This window comes from Polaromonas sp. P1_F9 (genome assembly GCF_056405615.1).
Genome location: NZ_JBFUBT010000002.1, coordinates 206,262 through 228,416 on the forward strand (window position 1 = coordinate 206,262; position 22,155 = coordinate 228,416).

The following is a 22,155-nucleotide window of genomic DNA, read 5'->3' on the forward strand; positions in this document are numbered from 1 at the left end:
CTGCGGTCTGGCAAAGCCAGTCCCGCGGCACCCTTGGTTGTTCCCCTCTTCAAGCCAGCATGAGCCGTGGAACCGGCTTTGCCGGGCCACAGGCGGGCGGCCCCTTCGGGGGGCAGCGACCCACACGAAGTGGGGGAGCGTGGGGGCCATATCTAGCCTCTCGGGTGATGTTGCGCATGCAGCGCCTTCAGCCGCTCGCGCGCCACATGGGTGTAAATCGTGGTGGTGGAAATGTCGGCGTGCCCTAGCAGCATCTGCACCGCGCGCAGGTCGGCGCCGTGGTTCAGCAAATGCGTGGCAAATGCATGGCGCAAGGTGTGCGGAGACAGCGGCGAGTTGATGCCGGCGAGCCGCGCATACTTTTTCACCAGCATCCAGAACATCACGCGGCTCATGCCCTTGCCGTGGCCGGTGACAAACAGGTCGTCGGTCTGCTGCCCGCCCAGGATGGCCGGACGGGCGTCCGCCAGGTATTTCACAATCCATTCCCGTGCCACCTGGCCGAAGGGCACCAGCCGCTCCTTGCTGCCTTTGCCCATGACGCGAAGCACCCCTTCGTTCAGTCCCAGGTGAAATGTCTTGAGGCCCACCAGCTCGCTCACACGCAGGCCGCTGGCGTACAGCAGCTCCAGCATGGCGCGGTCACGCTGGCCCAGCGGCGTGCTGTCGTCGGGTGCGGCCAGCAGTGCTTCAACCTGGGCTTCGCTCATGACTTTGGGCACCCGAAGCGCCTGCTTTGCCGACTGGAGTTTGAGCGTCGGGTCTGCGGCAATCAGGTGTTCGCGCAATGCCCAGCGAAAGTAGCGCTTGAACACTGTCAGGCGCCGGTTGGCGGATGTTGCCTTGGTCGCAGCGTGCCGGGCCGAAAAGTAGCGGTTGAGGTCGGCCTCCGTCGTCTCGTCAAGTCCTCGCCCTCCCTGCTCCCTGGCAGCCAGCCATCCGGCGTAGAGCGACAGGTCACGGCGGTAAGCCGCCAGCGTGTTTTTGGACAGCCCGTCTTCCAGCCACAAGGCGTCAATAAACCCATCAATACTGGACTGGCTTTCTGGCTGCATGGGGTGACCATAACAAAAAAGCCGCCGCACATTTGAATGCGCGGCGGCTTATGGGTAGCTTCGCTTCCGGCCGTGCCGGATTCCCAGCCTTATTCGAGCTTGAGCCTGGCCGAATCGACCACCTTTTTATAGACATCAAATTCGGCCTTGATCTGCGCCGTGAACTGCTCGGGCGTATTGGCGATGATGAGCGAGCCGGTGTCTTCGATCCGTTTGCGTATCGCCGGGTCTTCCAGCGATTTCTTCACCCCGGCGCTGACCTTGTCGACCACGTCCTTTGGCAAGCCTTTCGGGCCGATGATGCCGTAATAGGCCATGCGGTTCACAGGCTCCAGGCCAACTTCCTTGAAAGTGGGTACATCCGGCAGCACGGCCAGGCGCTGGGGCGCGGCCACCACAATGGGGATCAGGCGCTTTTGCTGGATGAACGGCAGCGCCGACGGCAGGTTGTCGAAAATCATGGGCACCTGCCCGGCCACGGTGTCGTTCAGGGCCGGACCTGCACCCCGGTAGGGAATGTGCGTCACGAAGGTGCCCGACATGCTCTTGAAGAGCTCCATCTGCAGGTGACCGATGCCGCCGGTGCCCGAGGATGAATAGGAATACTTGCCGGGGTTCTTTTTGAGCTCAGCCACAAACTCCTTGTAGTTGCGCGCCGGAAAGCTCGGGTGAACCGCAATGATGTTGGGCGTTGCCGCAATATTGATGATGGGCGTGAAGTCCGTCAGCGTGTTGTACGGGATCTTGGGGTTGATGGCCGGGTTGGCCGCAGTCGTGGACACCGTGGCCACGCCCAGCGCATAACCATCGGGAACGGCGCGCGATGTCTCGAGTGCACCCACCACGCCGCCGCCGCCGGCCCTGTTTTCGACGATCACGCTCTGGCCCAAGGCCTTGCCCAGGGGCTCGGAGATGACGCGGGCGACGATATCAGTGGTGCCACCGGGTGCAAACGGCACCACGAGCTTGACCACCTTGTTGGGATAACCCTGTGCCAATGCGGGGCCTGCGGCGGCACCCAGCGCAAGCGCGGACACCACGGAATAGGCAAACAGATAACGACGTTGCATGTTCAGTCCTTCAATGAAATAGCAGAAATGGTAATCGCAACATTCGTGCCCCGCAGTTGTGGATTACGCATAAGGGCAAACCCGGGGGGATTGCGGTTATTCTCGGCGAGTGAACTACGCGCAGCTTCTTTTTCCCGACTTTTCCCTCATTGTTTGCGGCTACCTCGTCTGCCGCTACACCGCCCTCAACCGCACCGTATGGGAACAGGTGGAGAGCCTGGTTTATTACTTTTTGTTTCCGGTCCTGCTTTTTCATTCGATCGTCAAAAGCCCGCTGGATCTGGGCGCCGCCTCCAGCCTCATCAGCGCCGGCATCCTGCTGGGGATTGCCGGTATTGCGATGGCCTACAGCCTGCCGCACCTGCCATGGCTGGGCAGGCACATCGACTCGCGTGAGCACGCCGCCAGCGCGCAGGTGGCATTTCGCTTCAACTCCTTCATTGCGCTGGCCCTGGCCGACCGGCTGGCAGGCAGCCAGGGCCTACAGCTGATCGCTGTGCTGATTGGTGTGTGCGTACCGCTTTTCAACGTGGCGGCGGTGTGGCCCATGGCGCGGCATGCCAAGCGCGGCTTCATGGGCGAGCTGGTGCGCAATCCGCTGATCCTCGCCACGGCCACAGGCCTGGCGGCCAACCTGCTCGGCTTTACCCTGCCTGTCTGGCTCGAACCCACGGTGACCCGCATCGGAGCCGCCTCGCTGGCACTGGGCCTGATGGCGGCAGGCGCCGGCATGCAGTTCGGCCACCTGTCGCAAGCCAAAACGCTGGCAGTGGCCGTGCTGTCGATACGGCACCTGCTGATGCCGCTCATGGCCTTGGGCCTGTGCAAAGCCGTCGGGCTGTCGGACCTACAAAGCACCATCCTGCTGGCGTTTTCCGCCCTTCCGACGGCCTCCAGCGCGTATGTACTGGCGGCGCGCATGGGCTACAACGGGGGTTACGTGGCGGGGCTGGTGACGCTGTCCACCATGCTAGGCGTGGTCAGCCTGCCGTTTGCCCTCGGCATCCTGCGTTAGCCCCCACGGTCGCTCACTTCGTGTAGCTCCCTGCCCCCCGAGGGGGCCGCCGCCTGTGGCCCGGCAAAGCCGGTTCCACGGCTCATGCTGGATTGAAGAGGGGAAGGGAGGAACAGGCTACACGCAGTGAGCCTGGGTGGGGATCATTTTTTCTTAGCGATGTACTCGTCCATCCGGCTAAGCAGCCGCCACCACTCCGACCCATCCTCCCGATAAGTCCGGATCGCACCCGCCCGCACCAGGATCTTGCGCAATTCGTCTTCGTCAAATCCGCCCAGATGCGTCTGCAGGGTCTCAAACGAGCGGTCGGTGTAGCCCTTGTGGCTGAGAAAATGGCGCGCCGTTTCCTCGGCCATGAATTCTGTCTTGTGCTGCTCGCGTGCCAGCGCCAGTTGGTGCCTGTGCAGCTGGCGGTTCAAAAAGAAGGTGATGCTTCCACCGACGGCTGCGCCAAAGAGTGACGCCAGCGCGCCTGAGATCGTGGGGTCCATGAAGATATCTTTTCCTTTCGTGTGCAGCGCACATTATCAACGGATGGGCGGTCGGCATGCGCTATCAATTTAGTAGCTGCTTACGCCCATTTTTAAATGGTCGTAGGCCGATTCATTAAATTTTTAATTGGCACGGCTGACGGCCGGCTGCTGGCTCATCGCCCAGGCCACATGCTCCCTGACCAGCTCACTGGCATGCACGGCTCGCGCCTGCAGGGCCTCGTGCAAGCCGCGGCCGTCCGCCGCATCCAGCACACGCAGGGCATTGCCCATCGCCACGGCGATGTTACGCAACCAGCGTTCATGGCCAATACGGCGTATCGGACTGCCTTCGGTGAATCGCAAAAACTCCGCTTCCGTCCAGCCGAACAGGGTGACGAGTTGCTGCCCCGTCAAGCCGCTGCGCTCGTCAAAGTCAGGCAAGGCACTGCGCTGGGCGAACTTGTTCCACGGGCAGACCAGCTGGCAGTCGTCGCAGCCATAAATCCGGTTACCCATCAGCGGACGAAGCTCCAGCGGGATCGGGCCCGCGTGTTCGATGGTGAGGTAAGAGATGCAACGCCGTGCATCGAGCTTGTGGGGTGAGACGATCGCCCGCGTCGGGCACACGTCAATGCAGGCCTGGCAGGTGCCGCAGTGCGGCGTCACCGGCTCGCTGGGCGGCAGGGCAATGTCGACGTAGATTTCCCCCAGGAAGAACATGGAGCCCGCTTCCCGGTTGAGCAGCAAGGTGTGCTTGCCGCGCCAGCCCTGGCCGCTACGGGCTGCCAGTTCGGCCTCCAGCACAGGCGCGGAGTCGGTGAAAGCCCGGTGACCCAGCTGGCCGACGTGGCTGGAGATGCGTTCACTGAGTTTTTGCAGGCGGGCACGCATGATCTTGTGATAGTCGCGGCCGCGCGCATACACCGACACAATGCCTTCCGCCGGCCGTTCAAGCCGGGCGAATTCAAGGGCCTGCCATTCGCCCGGGGCAACAGCTGTCGATGCGGGCAGGTAGTCCATGCGTGCCGTGATGACGCTGACGGTGCCCGGTATCAGTTCGGCCGGCCGGGCCCGTTTGAGCCCGTGCGCCGCTATGTAATGCATGTCACCATGGAAGCCTGCGGCCAGCCAGGCTGATAATCCGGGCTCGGCCGACGATAAATCCACACCGGCCACGCCAATTTGCGAAAATCCAAGCTCGCGCGCCCAGGTTTGAATTTGAGAAACGAATTGATGACTGTTCAAAGAATTGCTGGCGGGCACCCGCTGATTGTAAAAAACATTACTTGGCCCGACGAAGCGACCACGGCGGCATTCGCGCAAACACTGGCGGGTCATCCCGCCATTGGCCGTGCGCTCATTGAGCTTCAGGGCGACCTTGGCGCCGGCAAGACCACCTTTGTGCGCCACCTGCTCAAGAGTTTGGGCGTCGAAGGCCGCATCAAAAGTCCCACGTATGCGATGGTCGAGCCCTACACTTTGTCGAAGATGAATATCTGGCATTTTGACTTCTACCGCTTTAACGATCCGCGCGAGTGGGAAGAGGCGGGGTTACGCGACATCTTTGCCAGCAGCGGGCTCAAGCTGGTCGAATGGCCGGAAAAAGCAGGCCCGCATCTGCCGCTACCTGATCTGCTGCTCCACCTGGAAGTCCTGCCGGACGATACCCGCGCAGTTACCCTGACGGCTCACACGCCCACAGGCGCGGAATTGCTGGCATGAAGCGGCAGCCCGTCACCCGCCGCAGCGCCCTGCAACTGGGCAGCGTGGTACTTCTGCTGGGTGTCCAGCACATCGCGCGCGGCGCAACCATCGTGGCCGTGCGCGTCTGGCCGTCCAAAGACTATACGCGGCTCACCATCGAGTCAGACGGTGAGATCAAGGCACGGCAGTTTTTCATCGCCGAGCCGCCGCGCCTTGCCGTCGATATCGAAGGCATAGACCTGATCCCCGCGCTGCGCGAACTGGTGGCCAAGGTGAAATCCGACGACCCGAATATCTCGGGCATACGCGTGGGGCAAAACGCCCCTGGCGTGGTGCGGCTGGTGATAGACCTCAAGCAGCCCATACAGCCGCAGGTGTTCACCCTGCCGCCTGTGGCCGCCTACCAGTACCGGCTGGTGTTTGACTTGTACCCGACGCAGGTCGCCGACCCGCTCGAAGCCCTGATTGCCGAGAAGCTCGCCGACAGGCAAACGGGCGCCCCCCCCCCGCCCGCCAACGACCCCATCGCCGACCTCATCGCGCGGCAGTCAGGAAAACAGGCCGACGGCAAGCCGCCGGCAGCCGTCGCGGAAAAAGACAAGGACAAGGCCCACGAACCAGCCACCAGCCCTGCCAGCCCGGGCGGCGCCAAGACCTCGCCCGAAGCGGCCATCATTGCGAAGAACAAGACCGACCGTCTCGTCATCGTCGCGCTGGACCCGGGCCATGGCGGGGAAGACCCCGGCGCCGTCGGCCCCGGCGGCACGCGCGAGAAAGACGTGGTGCTGCAGATCGCGCACCGCCTGCGCGACCGCATCAACCAGCAGCCCAATATGCGCGCCTATCTCACGCGCGATGCCGACTTCTTTGTGCCGCTGCATGTGCGCGTGCAGAAGGCGCGTCGCGTGCAGGCCGACCTCTTTATCAGCATCCACGCCGACGCATTTTTTACGGCGCGTCCACAGGGCGCCAGCGTCTTCGCGCTCAGCGAAAAAGGCGCGTCCAGCAGCGCCGCGCGCTGGATCGCCGACAAGGAAAACTCGGCCGACCTGGTGGGCGGCATCAACGTCAAGGCCAAGGACGCCCAGGTACAGAAAGCCCTGCTCGATATGAGCACCACGGCGCAGATCAACGACAGCCTCAAGCTTGGCAGCGCCATGCTGGGCGAGATCGGCAATGTCGGCAAGCTGCACAAACCGAAGGTCGAGCAAGCCGGATTCGCTGTCCTCAAAGCGCCTGACATTCCCAGTGTGCTGGTGGAGACCGCCTTTATCAGCAACCCCGACGAAGAAGCCAAACTGCGCAGCGACGAATACCAGGTACAGCTGGCCGACGCCTTGATGCGCGGCATCACGCGCTACTTCGCGCGCAACCCGCCGCTGGCACGCAACCGCGCCGTTTAAGCACCGCATCGCCGCACATTGATGCGCATTAATGCGCCGAAAATTACCACCAAAGACCGCAGCAAGCCGACACGCCGCGGCAACCTTCTCCTACAACCTTCAAATACCCGTCCTCCTACAGTGAAATCACAGGCAAGGTCAGGACTTCACCATGTGAATACCCAGCAAGAGCCTGAAACTCTGAGCAAAGGTGGACAAGATGAATACGAAATTGATGATGTCAGCGGTAGCAGCAGCGGCACTAATAGGCTTGGGTGGTTGCAGCACCAGCCCGACCAATGCACAGATTGGCACCGGTGTTGGCGCGGTGGCCGGGGGCTTGGTCGGTAATGCCGTATTCGGCAGCACCCTGGGTACCGTGGGCGGCGCGGCAGCAGGTGCGGTGATCGGTAACGAGGTCGGTAAAAGGCGCTAAAAGAAACGCCAGGCAATGCAGCCTCGGCGCCTGCCGGGGTCGGTGCGGCTTGCAACGGCGATCCCCTTCTACACCGGATAGATCAGCGAGTTGAGGATCATCTCGCTGTCATACACACAAAGGCGGCTTCTGAATTTCAGGACACCGTCTTTTTTGATGAGTTCATCGATATAGCGCCCGACGTTGTAGACCTCGCTCACCCCACCCGGCTTGGTGCGGAACACCGCGTAATTGGCCTCGGCCTTGATGACATCGCCTTCCTCCGAGAGGATGCGCGCCGGGCTGACGATGTGGCGCATGTAATACGGCCCGTGATAGATCGTCTGCGTGACGCCATACACCCGATCCTTCATCATGCCCCGGCTTTCCAGCGCCATCAGGGCCAGCGGCAGGCCGCGGTCAAAATTCTCGCGGGCCTGCACCTTGTAGTTGCCCTCCTCCACGAAGAATTCCGGCCACGCTTCAAAGCGCTTTTCGTCCAGCGCCGCCGCGTAGGCTGCATTGAGCTGGTCCACCTCCAGTTGCAGCATCAGGCGCTGCAGTCCCTGTTCACTCGCCGTCATAGACCCATGACTTTCTTCCAGTAGGCATACATGCTGCGGATCAGGGCTTCCGTGACCATGTGCTCCGTCATCTCGGTGCCGGTGCCGCCCAGCTCGCACAGCGTTGAGCCGGTGTCGCCAGCCTGTGCAAAGCCGGCCTGGCTGAACTCGATCACTTCACCGTCATCCGCGCTGACAAAACCGGCCGGGCCGAACAGGTTGGCCTGGCGCAGGCGGCGCTGCGTCATTTCGGGTGTGTCGTCGGCAAAGCCGAAGTGCGTCCAGATGAAATCGAACTCGCCCTGCCCACGCGGCACGATGTGGCGTGTGCTCAGCGAATTGACCTGCTGCTGGATGATCAGGCTGGGAAACAGCGTGATCATGGTCACGGTCGGCGTAATGTCTCTGCCCGGGCTGGATGGATCGGGCATCTTCCACCAAGGCTCGGGCACCACGTCCAGCAGGCGGTCGTCATGCAGGGCCATGTTGGCCTTGAACGAGGTCACGCCTTCGGTCACCGCGTCGTTCTGCCCGCCCTCATTGCGGCGCGAAATCATCACGGCATGGCGGCCCTCGCCGTCCATCACCATGCGGCTTTTCTGGTCGGCACGCCAAAGGCCGAAGGTCACAAACCACGTGTGCAGCAGGCCGGGGTGGTAAGGGTCCTTGATGTTTTCCATCATCAGCTTCCAGTTGCCCGGAATGCGCTGGCGGTTGTAGCCCAGCAGCGTCAGTTTGCGCGCCCCTTCCGGGCCTTTGAAGATGCGGTCCAGCCACGGCGTGATCTGCGGGCCGAGATAGTCTTCCAGCGGTTCGGTGTCGTCGCTGAAAGTGGCAAACACCAGGCCGTGCAGCACTGCGACACGCAACTTGGTCAGCCCATGGTCCTTGAGATCGAACCCTTCGGGCATGCCGCCGTTGACGCACTCACCTTCTTTTACGCCGTCCTTGAAGGGCAGCCCCGCCAGGTCGCCGTTGAGCTTGTAGGTCCACTGGTGATAAGGGCAGACAAAGCTGCGCGCATTGCCCTGCGGGTTCTGGCAAAAACGCACGCCACGGTGGGCACAACGGTTTTCAACGACGCGTATGCCGTGATCGGTGGCACGGTCTTTGGGCGCGATGCGGTCTCGCACCATCAGCACCTGCCGCTCGCCCACATGGCTGAGCTTGTAGTCGCCCACATTGGGGATTTCGGCCTCCAGGCCGACATAACACCAGTGCGCGCCGTAAAAGATTTTCTCCAGCTCGCGCTGGTACAGCTGCGCATCGGTGTAGGCCCAAAAGGGCACGCGACTGGAGCCGGGGTCGCTCCAGCGTGACAGGGTATGGGGTGCGTTCATCTGAGTGTCTCCGGGTCCTGCAGCGTACCTGCGCACAGGATTTCGGACAGATAATACGCTTACTTACGATCTCTAACCTCTTTCCCTGATCTTTTCAGCAAGGCATCGGTAGCAGCCGTCAGTCAAATACGCAGGTTGCCTTTTCCATCCTGGCCTGCACTTCCGCCCCGGTCGGAGGCACACAGCCACGCTGCATGACACACAAGCTGGCGCTGGCCATAGCATGGACCAGCAAGTTGCGCCCCGCATCGTCGGGCAGCGTCAGCAGGGAGTCGGTGCCGCTCGCGCCGGTTTTCCGCAAGAGCAAGGCGGTCATGAACCCGGCGAGGAAACAGTCGCCTGCACCCACGGTATCCACCACCGACAACGGCCGGGATTCGCGGGCGCGCCACCGCCGGCCATCGCTTGTCAACAGACAGGCTCCGTGCGGCCCCAGGGTCAGTATCAGCAAGCTGGCTCCGCTCGTATCCAGCAGATGCTGCGCCCGCGCAAATACATCGGTGCCAGGTATCTCCAGGTTTTCGAGGTCTTCATCGCTGACCTTGACCACGTCGGCGTGTTGCAGCGCAGCGTGCACATTGCGCCTGTAGGCCTGCAGGTCCGGCATGACCGACGGCCGCAGGTTGGCATCCACCACCACCATGCTGCCCGCCTGATGCTGGGCTCGCAGCCATGGCAGGTAGCGGCCCGCATCCTCGGGCGCCAGGGCGAGGGCACCGGTGTACACCATCTCGAGCGCGGGGACACATTGACACGACTGGATCAGGCTGTCCGCCGTGACCGCACGGTCCGCCACTTCCTCCCGGTAAAAAACATAGTCGGGATGGCCTGCGTCATTTAGCCCCACCACGGCCAGTGAGGTGCTTTTTGCCACCGGCTGTGGGCAGGCCAGCCGCACACCATCCCCAGTCAGCACTGCGACCAGCTGGCGGCCAAAGCGGTCGCGCGACAGAGGGTTGAGGTACAGGGTGTTGACGCCCTGCCGGGCCAGCGCACGCGTCAGGTTGAAAACAGCGCCACCCGGGCAGGGTTCATAACGTCCGTCCGGTTGAACGATCAGGTCAATCAATGCCTCACCAGCGGTTGCAACTTGAACCAATTTCTCAGGGTTTTCCATAATCTCAGGGTAATCCATAACTAAAACAACTTGATTTAATAAATCAAGCGCCACTATAGTTCACCAACGCCCAGCACTTATGGGTACTTTCCCGCGAACCCCAGTGCCCGACGGCCTGGAATGTCGATTCAACAAGGAGACAATTTGATGAAAAAGACCACCACTCTCTTGGCAATGTCCAGCCTCGCGCTGGCCGCCACATCGGCCTTTGCAGCGGGCGAACCTGTGATCGGCCTGATTACCAAAACCGAAACCAATCCCTTCTTCGTCAAGATGAAGGAAGGCGCCGAAGCCGAGGCCAAAAAACTCGGCGCCAAGCTGCTGACCGCCGCCGGCAAATCGGACGGCGACACCGCTGGACAGATCACGGCCCTCGAAAACATGGCTGCCGCCGGCGCCAAGACCATTTTGATCACCGCCAGCGGCGATGCCATCGCACCCACCGTCAAAAAACTGCAGGCCAAGGGCGTGCAGATCATTGCACTGGACAGCCCTTTTGCGGGAGCTGACGCGCTGTTTGCCACCGACAACTACAAGGCCGGTGTGCTGATTGGCCAGTACGCCAAGGCAGCACTGGCCGGCAAGCCCGCCAAAATCGCCACGCTCGATTTGTTTCCCGGTCACCCCGTGGGCGCGCAGCGTCACAACGGCTTCATGAAGGGTTTCGGCCTGGCAGCGGCCGATGCCAAATCCAACGAGTTATCCAAAGACCCGGCCGTGGTCTGCATGGCTGACAGTTTTGGTGACCAGGCCAAAGGCCAGACCGCCATGGAAAACTGCCTGCAAAAAAATCCCGATATCAACGTGGTCTACACCATCAACGAACCTGCAGCCGCTGGCGCATTCAATGCACTGAAAAAGGCCGGCAAGGAAAAAGGCGTGACCATCCTCTCGGTTGACGGCGGCTGCCAGGGCATCAAGGACACGGGAGCCGGCATCATCACCGCAACGTCGCAGCAATACCCCCTGACCATGGCGGCGCTGGGCGTGGCAGCAGGTGTCAGCTACGCCAAGGGCGGCAAAAAGGCTTCGGGTTACACCGACACCGGCGTGACCCTGATCTCGGCCAAAGCTCTCCCAGGCGTAGACAGCAAAGACGTCAAAACCGGCATGGACCTTTGCTGGGGCACCAAGTAATCGACCTGCTGCTTGCCGACTGTCATCCCGGACCGAACCCGGTGCGGGATGACAAAATCATTTTCTCCATCCTGGACCCTTACCAATGAACCTGTCTTCGCGCCACATCCCGTGGGGGGCCCTCGGCCCCTGGCTGGCCCTGCTGGCCACCTGCATCTTTTTTACCACCCAGTCAGATCGCTTCCTGACGGGTGCAAACCTGTCCCTGGTGCTGCAGCAGGTGATGGTGGTCGGTGTCCTGGCCATTGGACAGACCCTGATCATCCTGACGGCTGGCATCGACCTGTCCTGCGGCATGGTGATGGCATTGGGTGGCATGGTGATGACCAAGTTCGCCGTGAATTACGGCGTCAACCCCTACCTGGCCATTGCCTGTGGCCTGGCAGTCACGACCGGCTTCGGCCTCCTCAATGGCTTGCTGGTCACCCGCATCAAATTGCCCCCTTTCATCGTGACGCTGGGCACCCTGAACATCGCATTTGCGATCACCCAGATTTACTCCAACGCGCAAATCGTTCCCAACCTCCCGGCGGAATTGACTGCGCTGGGCAATACCTTCGATCTGGGCAGCACCGAAGTCAGCCTGGGGACCGTCACCATGATTGGCCTGTATCTGCTGGCGTGGTTTGTCTTGCGGGACACCGCACCGGGCCGGCACCTGTATGCCGTGGGAAACAACGCCGAAGCCGCACGGTTGACCGGCATCCGGGTCGACCGCGTGCTGGTGGCCGTCTATGCACTGGCCGGTCTTTTTTACGGCATCGCCGCGCTCCTGTCGGTGGCGCGCACCGGTGTCGGTGACCCAAATGCCGGGCAAACGGAAAACCTGGATGCCATTACCGCCGTGGTGCTGGGCGGCACCAGCCTGTTTGGCGGACGCGGCATCATCCTCGGCACGCTCGTCGGTGCGGTGATTGTGGGCGTGTTCCGCAACGGTCTGACCCTGATGGGCGTTGCCTCCGTCTACCAGACACTGATTACCGGCATTCTGGTGATCCTGGCGGTCGCGGCCGACCAGATGTCGCGCAAAGGGCCCCGCTGATGAACACCCCAACGCCCCTCCCCACTTCCGCACCTCTGATCATGCAAGCCAAAGGGCTGGTCAAACGCTACGGCCAGGTTACCGCGCTGGACGGTACCGACTTCGAACTGCGTGCCGGAGAGATCCTGGCCGTGATCGGTGACAACGGCGCAGGAAAATCCTCGCTGATCAAGGCCTTGTCGGGCGCCACCGTACCCGACGAAGGTGAGTTGCTGCTCGACGGCAGGCCGATGCGCTTCAAGTCTCCTATCGATGCGCGCCGTGCCGGGATCGAAACCGTCTACCAGGATTTGGCCGTGGCCCCTGCCATGAGCATTGCGGAGAACCTGTTCCTGGGCCGCGAACTCCTCAAGCCCGGCCCCCTGGGCCGTTGGCTGCGTCTGCTCGACAAGAAGAAGATGCTGGAGCAGGCCATTGCACGCATGCAGGAGCTCAAGGTCGGCATCCGTTCGATGACGCAGGCCGTGGAAACACTTTCCGGCGGCCAGCGCCAGTGCGTGGCCGTGGCGCGCGCCGCCGCCTTTGCCCAGCATGTGGTCATCATGGACGAGCCCACGGCCGCTCTGGGCGTGAAAGAGGGCAACATGGTGCTGGAGCTGATTCGCCGGGTGCGAGAAAAGGGCCTCCCCGTCATCTTGATCAGCCACAACATGCCGCATGTGTTTGAAATCGCCGATCGCATCCACATCCAGCGTCTGGGCCGCCGTGCGGCAGTCGTGAATCCCAAGACCATCAGCATGAGCGACACCGTGGCCGTGATGACGGGCGCCAAGACGGCCGAAGAACTGCCGGAGTCCGCACTTGCCTGAAACAGCCCCCACGCTTGTCGCTTCGCGTACTACGCTGCCCCCCGGGGGGGCGCTGCGCCTGCGGACTGGCAAAGCCAGATCCGCGGCCCCTGCTGGTGTGGAGAAGACTTCCACGCTTGTCGCTCCGGGACTCTCCCATGCTTAAAGGCATTGACCCCCTGCTCACGCCCGAGTTGCTCAAGGTATTGGCCGAGATGGGCCATGACGATGCGCTGCTGCTGGCCGACGCCAACTTCACGGCCATGAGTGTGGGCGCGGGCAAACCCGTGCTGCGCCTGCCTGGCCATGGCATGGCGCGGACAGTTCGGGCCGTGGCTTCGCTGCTGCACCTGGCTGAAGACGTGGACCATCCGGTGGCCTACATGCAGGTCAGCGGTACCGAGGCGCCCTACCGTTCAGAGCTGCAGCGCGAGGTACTGGGGCTGCTGGCGCCGGGCTGGCTGCCCCACCAGCAGGCCGAAGGTGTTGAGCGCTACGCGTTTTATGAACGGGTACGTCAGGCCTATGCCATTGTGGTGACGGGTGAATTGCAGCCTTTTGGCAACTTCATCCTGCGCAAAGGGGTCATCGGCGAAAATCTGCGTCCATGACCGAATCTCCTGTCACTGCGGCCACTCCCGCTACCCCCGCGGAATCCGAAGCAGCCGCACCTGTATGGCTGCGTCAGCGTGGCTCCAACCACGTGGGTATGCGCCAGTTCAATGAACGCGTGGTGCTGCAGGCCATCCGCCTGCACGGCAGCTTACCCAAAGCCGAACTGGCCCGCCTGACCAACCTGACCGCACAGACCATCGGGCTGATCACTGCCCGGCTGGAAGAAGACGACCTGCTGATCCGGCACGATCGCGTGCGCGGGCGCATTGGCCAGCCCTCAGTGCCGCTGGCGCTGAACCCCGACGGCGCCTTCTCCGTGGGGATCAAGATTGGCCGGCGCAGCACCGACTGGCTGCTGGTCGATTTCACCGGGCAGGTCCGCCAACGCCTGTCGCTGGCCTATGCCTTCCCCGATGCCGACACACTGCTCCCCGTGATCGGCCAGAACCTGCGCATCCTGCGCGAGCAATTCGGTGCACTGGCTCCGCGACTGATCGGTGTGGGGGTGGCCGCGCCCTTCCAGATCGGTGGCTGGCACCGGATGCTGGGGCTGTCAGCGCAGCAGTCGGACCGATGGAACCACATCGACCTCAGCGCCGAAGTGCAAGCCATGACCGAGCTGCCTGTGAGTTTTGCCAAAGATACCTCGGCGGCCTGTGTGGCCGAACTGGTGTCGGGCCGCGGGCGCGACCTCAAGAGCTTTCTCTACCTGTTTGTCGACACCTTTGTGGGCGGCGGCCTGGTCCTCAATTCACAACTCCATGCCGGCCTCCACAACAACGCCGGCGCCGTGGCGTCGCTGCCATTGCAGGCGGCCCAGCCACCCGGCGCGCCGCCACAGCTGGTTAGCCAGGCTTCGCTCTGGGAACTGGAGCAGTGCTTCAAGGCGCGCGGGTTTGACCCGGCTGCAGCCTATGACGAACGCGCCCTGCAGCCGCCGTTCGAGTCCGACACGCAGGCCTGGGTGGCCAGCGCCGCCAATGCACTGGCCCACAGCGTGGTCAGCGCAACGGCCTTGCTGGATATCGATGCCGTGGTGATGGATGGCTCCTTTTGCCGCCCGCTGCTGCAGCGCCTGATTGACGCCACGGGCGCAGCACTCGGCCGCTACAACTGGGAAGGCCTCTGGCCCGCCCAGGTGATCGCCGGCAGCATTGGCTCCGACGCTCGCGCACTGGGCGGTGCCATGCTGCCTCTGCATGCCAATTTCGCACCCGACCGCGACCTGTTTCTCAAGGGTGGGCGCTAATCCGCGCTTCGGGACGGTACATCGCCTCGATTTCGCGCGCATAACGAGCCACCAGGTTGTTGCGCTTGAGCTTTAGCGTCGGCGTCATCAGGGTGTTTTCGAGTGTCCACGGTTCCCGCGTGAGGTATATGGCGCGCGGTGTCGCGTAGCGTGCAAAGTCCTTTGTCTGGGTTGCCGTGCGCTCCAGCGCAAGCTTGTGGACGGCCGGCAGGTGCAGGCTGGCCGGGTCCTCGGGGTCCAGCGCCAGCGCTGCAGCCACACGCCGCCATTCGGCCGGGTTGACCACCGCCACACAAGCGATGAAGGGGCGGTTTTCACCGACCACAAAGACCTGGTCGAACAGGGAGTCGGCGGCAATCGCCACCTCCAGGTCGCCAGGCGGCACTTTTTCACCGGTCGACGTCACGATGATTTCCTTCAGGCGTCCCATGATGCGGATGCGCCCGCCATCGATCACGGCCTGGTCTCCGGTGCACAGCCAGCCGTCGTCCGTCAGCACGCGGGCGGTATCTTCGGGGCGTTTCCAGTAGCCCTTCATCACCAGCGGGCCGCGCACCTGCAGTTCCTGGTTGGCGCTGATGCGCACCTCGACACCCGGCAATGCCCTGCCCACCGTTGCCGGGTCGTTGTCGTCGACACCATTGCCCGACACCACGGGCGATGTCTCCGTCATGCCGTAGCCTTGCAACAGCGGCAGGCCCAGCCCGAGGAAACAGCGTGCCACCGCATGCGACAAGGGCGCACCACCGCTCACTGCCACCCGCACGCGCCCACCAAACTGCGCCCGCAGGGTTCCGGCCACCAGCCGCTCCAGCAGGGGCCAGACCAGGGGATCCAGCCATGCCCACGGACTTTTTTCGCTTTCCGCCAAAAGCAATCCCTGTGCGCGGCAAAACCGCCGCCAGCCGACAGACTGCGCCGCCAGAAACAGGCGTGTTTTAAGCGGCGACTGCGTCAGTGTCTCCTGCAGTTTGGCAAATACGCGTTCGTAAATACGCGGCACCGAAATCAGCACAGTGGGACGCACGGTTTTCAGGTCCTCGGCCAGCAAGGGCACGGAACGCGCATAGGCCACGCAGCTTCCGGCGGCAATGGGCAGGTAATAACCGGCAGTCCGTTCAAACGTGTGCGACAGCGGCAGGAACGACAGGAACATATCGTCCACCGCCGGCACCACCAGCGACAGGATGGCCCGCACATTGGACACGATGTTGCGGTGCGTCAGCATCACGCCCTTGGGTTTGCCCGTGGTGCCGGAGGTATAGACGATGGCCGCGAGGTCGTCCTCGTTCGGTGCTGGCAACAAGCCGGCGTACCCTTCCCCCGCCGCCAGCCAGTCGGCCAGGGGCACGACAGCTACCGGCCCACCCGCCCCGCTCAATGGCGCTTCAGGTGCGGCGACCACCACACAGCGAAGCGCCGGCAAGGGCGTTCCAACAGCCTCAATGGCCTGCCACTGCGGAAGCGACGACACCATCAGCAGGGAAGCTTCGCAGTCGGCCAGGATGTAGGCAATGCTGCCGGCATTGTCAATGGCATGCAGCGGCACAGGCACCAGCGCCAACGACAGCGCCGCCTGGTCAATGCTCACGGCATTGAGGCCGTTGGGCAGCAGGATCGCAACACTTGCATGGGCCGGCAGTTGTGTAGCCGCCAGCGCACGCCGCCACTGCGCGACCCGCTCGCTGGCCTCAGCCCAGCAGGTGCTATGCCATTGCCCGGTGACGGCATCGAATTCACGGTAAGCCTCAGCCTCGGGGCTGTGTGCCACGCGAAAGGCCAGTAATTCCGGCAGGGTGTGCACTGCAGCAAGGTCCAGGGGAGTGATGTTCATTCAGGTTTTCCTGCCAGCCAGAAAGGCGGCACTGTCATTTTTATCACGTGCGCAGTTGCGCGTGGCTGTGTTACATCAAGCCCGTTCAACATCAGGCTTTTGGCGCGGACGCGTATCAGTGCATCTTCAGGCGCCGGCGTTGCCGGCTTTTCGCCTGGCCTTCCAGGCGCCGAAAATGACAATCAGGCCGGGAATCAAAATCATGGCCCAGATGATCTTGTCGAGATGGGTTTTGACAAACGGGATGTTGCCGAAAAAATAACCGATGGTGACGATACCGCCGACCCAGAGCGCGCCGCCACCAATGTCATAGAGCGTGAACTTGCTGCGCGTCATTTGGGACACACCCGCCACAAAAGGCGCAAAAGTCCGCAAGAAAGGCATGAAACGCGCCGCCACGATGGTGATGCCGCCGTAGCGCTCGTAAAACTCATGCGCCTGGTTGAAGGCCTTTTTGTTGAAGAACTTCGAGTCTTCCCACTGGAACACCTTGGGCCCGAAATAGCGGCCAATGGTGTAGTTGGATTGGTTGCCCAGCACGGCGGCGGCAAACAGCAGACCAACGGACAGCGGGTAATTCATCAGCCCGACACCGCACATGGCGCCCACAACAAACAGCAGCGAGTCACCCGGCAGAAAGGGCATGACCACCACGCCGGTTTCCACAAAGATGATCAGAAAAAGCAGCGCATACACCCATGCGCCGTAGCTGGCGACAAAGGCCTCCAGGTGCTTGTCGACATGAAGAATGAAATCGATGAGAAAGGTGACTAGTTCCATGCCGGCGATTTTGACAGGTATGGAACCAGCAGGACCTGCATGGCTTGCGAACGCGCTCATGACATGCCTCTCATCTTCGCAAGTCTCTAAACAGACTATTACAAGTTACCCGTTGAACCAGCACGGGAAGACCTCGGGAAGCAGGGGGTTTACGGTCTGTCCCTTCACAGCCAAACCCGTAAAATCTCCGCAATGACTCTCCCCGCACGCCGCCCGATCCGCGAACTTCCCGATGAACTGATCAGCCAGATTGCGGCCGGCGAAGTGGTGGAGCGCCCAGCGTCCGTCGTGCGCGAACTGGTAGACAACGCGCTGGACGCCGGCGCCACGCAGGTGACGGTGCGGCTGCTGGCCGGCGGCGTGCGGCTCATCGTGGTCGAAGACGACGGCTTCGGCATCCCGCGCGAAGAACTTCCCGTCGCCCTGAGGCGCCATGCCACCAGCAAGATTGCGTCGTTGCAGGATCTCGAAGCCGTCGGCACCATGGGTTTTCGGGGCGAGGCGCTGGCGGCGATCAATTCGATCGCCGACATGAGCCTGCTGTCCAGAACCGCCGCAGATGAACACGCGTGGCAGCTTGACGGCCGCACCGGCGAACTGAAGCCCGCCGCGCGCAGCCGTGGCACCAGCGTGGAAGTGCGGGAGCTGTTTTACGCCACGCCCGCGCGCCGAAAATTCCTGAAAACCGATTCCACCGAACTGGCCCACTGCGTTGAAGCCGTACGCCGCCATGCACTGGTGCGGCCCGATGTGGGTTTTGCGATCTGGCACGAAGGCAAGCTGGTCGAACAATGGCGCGCGGCGACAGGCGACGACGCCCACCAGCAGCGCCTGGCCGATGTGCTGGGCAGCGAATTTGTCGAACAGTCCGTGACCGTCAGCTATGAGAGTTCAGCGCGCCGCGCCGACGGCCTGCCTGCCGTGCGCGTCTGGGGCGTCGCCGGCATTCCGGATGCCGCCCGCTCGCGTGCCGACCAGCAGTTTGCGTATGTCAACGGCCGCTATGTACGCGACAAAGTGCTGACCCACGCGGCGCGCAGTGCGTATGAGGACGTGCTGCACGGCCACCGCCAGCCGGTCTATGCGCTGTATGTCGAGATCGACCCGTCCCGCGTGGACGTGAACGTGCACCCGACCAAGATCGAAGTGCGTTTTCGCGACAGCCGCGAGGTGCACCAGGCCGTACGCCATGCCACCGAAAACGCGCTGGCCATCCCGCGCTCCACGGCAGCTGTCCAGGCCGGCGCAGAAGACGCTGCTGTCACGCCCACCGGATTTCCTGAGCAAAACAAGGCTTTTGTGCAACAGGGATGGGCGCAACCAGCTATTAATTTTGTAGCGAACGGCGGCCACCGGGCCTCCGACTTTGACGCCATGTGGCCTTCATCGCAAGCCATCGCACCCAGCCAGCGGGAGCCGGGCGAGGATGCCCTGTACGCCACCATTCCCCCGCCCGGAAATGGCATGGCAAACCCTGGCGTGCCTGAAGGCGCAAGCGCCCTGCCCTCCGGCGACTGGCCGATGGGCCGCGCCATCGCCCAGTTGCAGGGCATCTACGTGCTGGCCGAAAACACCCAGGGGCTTGTTATTGTGGACATGCACGCCGCGCACGAGCGCATCGTCTATGAGCGCCTGAAAACCCAGATGGACGGTGCCGATGGTGCCAGCATCATCAGCCAGCCGCTGCTGATTCCGGCCACCTTTGCCGCCAGCCCCCAGGAAGTGGCCACGGCCGAGGCCAACGCCCAGGCATTGGCAACGCTGGGCCTGGAAATCACGCCTTTTTCGCCCAAGACCCTGGCGGTGCGCGCCGTACCCACCAGCCTGGCGCAGGGCGATGCGGTGGAGCTGGCCCGCAGCGTGCTGGCCGAATTGGCCCAGCACGACGCCAGCACCGTCATACAGCGGGCCCAGAACGAGTTGCTGTCCACCATGGCCTGCCACGGCGCCGTGCGTGCCAACCGCAAGCTCACGCTTGACGAAATGAACGCCCTCTTGCGCCAGATGGAAGCCACTGAGCGCTCCGACCAGTGCAACCACGGGCGGCCCACCTGGCGGCAGGTCAGCATCCGGGAGCTTGACACGCTCTTCATGCGCGGGCGCTGAACTTTTCAGCCTCCGGCGAATCATTCACTTGCATGAAACGCTGGCACCTCTTTACTTCTTTCCTGATGACGCTGGCGTTGCTGGCAGGTTGCGCCACCCTTGACGAAAAGCAGCGGGCCTGGATCTTCCAGCCCAGCGACCGCACATGGAGCGGGGGCGCCGCCGCCGCCGTTGGCATGGAAGACGTCTGGATTGACTTCAACGCCCCCAGCGGCAACGGCAGTGGCGGTGACCACCCCGTCCGCCTGCACGGCCTGTGGCTACCCGCAGACTCGCCTGATGCCGCAGGCAAAACCCCCGTGCTGCTGTACCTGCATGGCGCACGCTACAACGTCACCGGCTCCGCGCCGCGCATGCGCCGCATGCAGGAGCTCGGCTTCTCGGTCCTGGGGATCGACTACCGCGGTTTTGGCAAAAGCACCTATGAACTGCCGTCGGAAACATCGGCCTACGAAGACGCCCGTGCCGCCTGGGACTGGCTGGCCAAAAAGTACCCCGGCCGTCCCCGTTACATCTTCGGCCACTCGCTGGGCGGGCCGATTGCCATCAACCTGGCCACTGAAGTGGCCGATGAAAGCGGCACGATTGTCGAAAGCACATTCACTTCCATCGCCGATGTGGTGAGTACGTCCCAGTGGGGCTGGATGCCGGTGTCGCTGCTGATCACCCAGCGTTTCGAGGCCGTCCGCAAGGTCGGCAAGATCGGCTCCCCCCTGCTGGTGGTGCATGGCGGCGAAGACCGCCTGATCCTGCCGGACCTGGGGCGCAAACTTTATGACGCCGCAGCGCAGCCCAAGCTCTTCCTGCTGGTGCCGGGTGGCTCGCACCACGACACCAACCTGGTCGGCCAGCCCCAGTACCGGCAGGCACTGGGGCAGTTGTTTGACATGAATAAATATCTCGACAAGGGCCCGGACAAGGCTCTCATCAAAAGCGCCCAGCCCGCGGCCTTGCAAATAGCCGGCAATAAGCGCGCCCCAAAAGAGGTAGAACTACCCCAGAATAAGGAATAAATGCTCAAAAACGGGTATTTTTTACTTACCCAATACATGTAGCCGGATGTAACATTCCCCCGTACCGCATAGCAGCTGATAACAGCTGAAACAACGAGAGGGGAATGTATGAGCCAAGTCCTGGTTATCCGCAGGCCGCCTGCCTTCACTTTGCTGGCCCCTGCGCTGGCGTTGTTGGCATCTGCCCCTCTCCACGCCCAGACCACCGCCGCCGCCGCGGCGCCTGCCGTTGCGAAATTCAATGGCGCAGACACCGCCTGGATGCTCATCTCGACCGTCCTGGTGCTGTTGATGACCATTCCCGGCATCATGCTGTTCTACAGCGGCATGATGCGCGCCAAAAATGCGCTCTCCATCGTGGCGCACACTTTTGCGGCCACCACGGTTGTCACGCTGGTATGGGCGGGCATTGCCTACTCGCTGGCCTTCACGCCCGGCAACCCCTGGATCGGCGACATGAGCCGCGCGCTGAGCGAAGGGCTGCTGGGCGCAAAAGTCGGCGCACATGTTTCGGCGCCTTCCGTGCCGGAATCCGCTTTCTTCCTGTTCCAGCTGGCATTTGCCATCATCACCTTCGCGCTGATCATCGGCGCCACCGTGGAGCGCATGCGCCTGAGCGCCACCATCTTCTTCGCGGCTTTCTGGACGATATTGGTTTACGCGCCGGTAGCGCACTGGATCTGGCAGCCTACCGGCTGGCTCGCCAGCATGGGGCACATGGACTTTGCGGGTGGCACGGTGGTGCACATCGCGGCCGGCGTCAGCGGCCTGGTGGCGGCCAAGGTCGTGGGTCCGCGCAAAGGTTTCGGAACCGTACCCATGGTGCCGCACAACCTGCTGGTATCCATCATCGGCGCCGGGCTTTTGTGGGCCGGCTGGTTTGGCTTCAACGCAGGTTCGGCCTTTGAGGCCAGCTCACGCGCCGTGGGCGCCCTGCTGGCCACCCAGGTGGCGGCCTGCGTTGGCGCGTTCATGTGGGGCATTTGCGAATATGTCCAGCGCGGCAAGTTCAGCGTGCTGGGCATGGCAACAGGCGCCATTGCCGGCCTCGTCGCCATCACACCAGCGTCCGGTTTTGTCGGTGTCATGGGTGCATCGGTGCTGGGCTTTGCGGGCGGCGTCGGTTGCTTCCTGGCCGTGACCCGCTTCAAGCGGGCCACTGGAATCGACGACTCGCTCGATGTGTTTGCGCTGCATGGGGTTGGCGGCATCATCGGCACGGTCCTGACCCCGGTCTTTGCGCTCAAGGAAATTGCACCCGTGACCGCCACCGTGCTGACCAACCTTGTCGGCGCCTGCGCTGTTGCAGCTTACGCAGGCGTCGCGACCTGGCTTATTTTGCTGGTGGTCAAACCCCTGGCAGGCCTTCGCGTCACCGCGGCAGAGGAAGAACTGGGGCTTGACCTTGCCCAGCACGGTGAAATGATTTCAGGTGCTTGAGTTCCCCACCATCAAGA

General features: G+C 62.7%; 21 protein-coding genes. 12 read left to right on the plus strand and 9 right to left on the minus strand.

The features are described 5' to 3' along the window. Nucleotides 1-152: 152 nt before the first annotated feature. Nucleotides 153-1,055 (minus strand): site-specific tyrosine recombinase XerD, encoded by a 903-nt coding sequence (xerD, locus tag AC1DYR_RS06055; protein WP_477704295.1) that lies wholly within the window; start codon nucleotides 1,053-1,055, stop codon nucleotides 153-155. An 89-nt stretch (nucleotides 1,056-1,144) separates the two neighbouring features. Then, a complete protein-coding gene (locus AC1DYR_RS06060) occupies nucleotides 1,145-2,125 on the minus strand; it encodes a tripartite tricarboxylate transporter substrate binding protein BugE (protein WP_477704296.1) in 981 nt (326 codons plus the stop codon). A 109-nt stretch (nucleotides 2,126-2,234) separates the two neighbouring features. Between AC1DYR_RS06060 and AC1DYR_RS06065 the strand changes: the two genes are divergently transcribed. Then, nucleotides 2,235-3,140 carry an AEC family transporter gene (locus AC1DYR_RS06065; protein ID WP_477704297.1) on the plus strand — a complete coding sequence of 302 codons (906 nt, stop codon included), beginning with the start codon at nucleotides 2,235-2,237 and terminating at the stop codon, nucleotides 3,138-3,140. Nucleotides 3,141-3,283: 143 nt separating this feature from the next. Here AC1DYR_RS06065 and AC1DYR_RS06070 read toward each other — a convergent pair whose 3' ends face one another. Together AC1DYR_RS06070 and queG are read right to left on the minus strand one after the other, a co-directional pair. Then, entirely contained in the window at nucleotides 3,284-3,631 is a 348-nt protein-coding gene (locus AC1DYR_RS06070) for a hypothetical protein (RefSeq protein WP_477704298.1), read from the minus strand. A gap of 123 nt (nucleotides 3,632-3,754) precedes the next feature. Then, nucleotides 3,755-4,831 (minus strand): tRNA epoxyqueuosine(34) reductase QueG, encoded by a 1,077-nt coding sequence (gene queG / locus AC1DYR_RS06075; protein WP_477704777.1) that lies wholly within the window; start codon nucleotides 4,829-4,831, stop codon nucleotides 3,755-3,757. 15 nt (nucleotides 4,832-4,846) lie between these two features. On the opposite strand from queG, the gene tsaE reads away from it, so the two are divergent. From tsaE to AC1DYR_RS06090, 3 genes are all read left to right on the plus strand, one after another. Continuing rightward, a complete protein-coding gene (gene tsaE, locus AC1DYR_RS06080) occupies nucleotides 4,847-5,335 on the plus strand; it encodes a tRNA (adenosine(37)-N6)-threonylcarbamoyltransferase complex ATPase subunit type 1 TsaE (protein ID WP_477704778.1) in 489 nt (162 codons plus the stop codon). After that, a complete protein-coding gene (locus AC1DYR_RS06085) occupies nucleotides 5,332-6,720 on the plus strand; it encodes an N-acetylmuramoyl-L-alanine amidase (RefSeq protein WP_477704299.1) in 1,389 nt (462 codons plus the stop codon). Before tsaE ends, AC1DYR_RS06085 begins: the two co-directional genes overlap by 4 nt. Before the next feature lie 199 nt (nucleotides 6,721-6,919). After that, a complete protein-coding gene (locus AC1DYR_RS06090) occupies nucleotides 6,920-7,135 on the plus strand; it encodes a glycine zipper 2TM domain-containing protein (protein WP_457278955.1) in 216 nt (71 codons plus the stop codon). A 68-nt stretch (nucleotides 7,136-7,203) separates the two neighbouring features. Here AC1DYR_RS06090 and AC1DYR_RS06095 read toward each other — a convergent pair whose 3' ends face one another. The 3 genes from AC1DYR_RS06095 to AC1DYR_RS06105 form a co-directional block, all read right to left on the minus strand. Continuing rightward, nucleotides 7,204-7,665, minus strand: coding sequence for an aromatic-ring-hydroxylating dioxygenase subunit beta (locus AC1DYR_RS06095; protein WP_477704779.1), 462 nt, complete (start codon nucleotides 7,663-7,665; stop codon nucleotides 7,204-7,206). A 29-nt stretch (nucleotides 7,666-7,694) separates the two neighbouring features. Next, nucleotides 7,695-9,017 carry an SRPBCC family protein gene (locus tag AC1DYR_RS06100; protein WP_477704300.1) on the minus strand — a complete coding sequence of 441 codons (1,323 nt, stop codon included), beginning with the start codon at nucleotides 9,015-9,017 and terminating at the stop codon, nucleotides 7,695-7,697. A gap of 118 nt (nucleotides 9,018-9,135) precedes the next feature. Further along, on the minus strand, nucleotides 9,136-10,152 hold the full coding sequence (locus AC1DYR_RS06105; RefSeq protein ID WP_477704301.1) for a PfkB family carbohydrate kinase: 1,017 nt from the start codon (nucleotides 10,150-10,152) through the stop codon (nucleotides 9,136-9,138). Between the two features lie 129 nt (nucleotides 10,153-10,281). Between AC1DYR_RS06105 and AC1DYR_RS06110 the strand changes: the two genes are divergently transcribed. From AC1DYR_RS06110 to AC1DYR_RS06130, 5 genes are all read left to right on the plus strand, one after another. Next, the gene (locus tag AC1DYR_RS06110; RefSeq protein ID WP_477704302.1) at nucleotides 10,282-11,271 is read left to right on the plus strand and encodes a substrate-binding domain-containing protein; all 990 of its coding nucleotides are present in this window, start codon (nucleotides 10,282-10,284) and stop codon (nucleotides 11,269-11,271) included. A gap of 85 nt (nucleotides 11,272-11,356) precedes the next feature. After that, nucleotides 11,357-12,313, plus strand: a complete 957-nt coding sequence (locus AC1DYR_RS06115) for an ABC transporter permease (RefSeq protein ID WP_477704303.1) — start codon at nucleotides 11,357-11,359, stop codon at nucleotides 12,311-12,313. 41 nt (nucleotides 12,314-12,354) lie between these two features. Beyond that, nucleotides 12,355-13,122, plus strand: a complete 768-nt coding sequence (locus AC1DYR_RS06120; RefSeq protein WP_477704304.1) for an ATP-binding cassette domain-containing protein — start codon at nucleotides 12,355-12,357, stop codon at nucleotides 13,120-13,122. Nucleotides 13,123-13,259: 137 nt separating this feature from the next. Further along, a complete protein-coding gene (locus tag AC1DYR_RS06125) occupies nucleotides 13,260-13,712 on the plus strand; it encodes an RbsD/FucU family protein (protein WP_477704305.1) in 453 nt (150 codons plus the stop codon). Further along, nucleotides 13,709-14,965, plus strand: coding sequence for an ROK family transcriptional regulator (locus AC1DYR_RS06130; RefSeq protein WP_477704306.1), 1,257 nt, complete (start codon nucleotides 13,709-13,711; stop codon nucleotides 14,963-14,965). Before AC1DYR_RS06125 ends, AC1DYR_RS06130 begins: the two co-directional genes overlap by 4 nt. Here the strand turns inward: AC1DYR_RS06130 and AC1DYR_RS06135 are convergent. Continuing rightward, nucleotides 14,949-16,799: an AMP-dependent synthetase/ligase gene (locus AC1DYR_RS06135; RefSeq protein WP_477704307.1), complete on the minus strand. Its 1,851-nt coding sequence runs from the start codon at nucleotides 16,797-16,799 to the stop codon at nucleotides 14,949-14,951. The two genes, AC1DYR_RS06130 and AC1DYR_RS06135, sit on opposite strands and share 17 nt — an antisense overlap. A gap of 126 nt (nucleotides 16,800-16,925) precedes the next feature. After that, on the minus strand, nucleotides 16,926-17,579 hold the full coding sequence (locus AC1DYR_RS06140; RefSeq protein WP_477672462.1) for a DedA family protein: 654 nt from the start codon (nucleotides 17,577-17,579) through the stop codon (nucleotides 16,926-16,928). Between the two features lie 192 nt (nucleotides 17,580-17,771). Between AC1DYR_RS06140 and mutL the strand changes: the two genes are divergently transcribed. The 3 genes from mutL to AC1DYR_RS06155 all read left to right on the plus strand — a co-directional run bounded on the left by mutL (nucleotide 17,772) and on the right by AC1DYR_RS06155 (nucleotide 22,138). Next, entirely contained in the window at nucleotides 17,772-19,685 is a 1,914-nt protein-coding gene (gene mutL / locus AC1DYR_RS06145; RefSeq protein ID WP_477704308.1) for a DNA mismatch repair endonuclease MutL, read from the plus strand. 32 nt (nucleotides 19,686-19,717) lie between these two features. Continuing rightward, the gene (locus AC1DYR_RS06150) at nucleotides 19,718-20,698 is read left to right on the plus strand and encodes an alpha/beta hydrolase (RefSeq protein ID WP_477704309.1); all 981 of its coding nucleotides are present in this window, start codon (nucleotides 19,718-19,720) and stop codon (nucleotides 20,696-20,698) included. 108 nt (nucleotides 20,699-20,806) lie between these two features. After that, nucleotides 20,807-22,138 (plus strand): ammonium transporter, encoded by a 1,332-nt coding sequence (locus tag AC1DYR_RS06155; RefSeq protein WP_477704310.1) that lies wholly within the window; start codon nucleotides 20,807-20,809, stop codon nucleotides 22,136-22,138. Nucleotides 22,139-22,155: the final 17 nt, after the last annotated feature.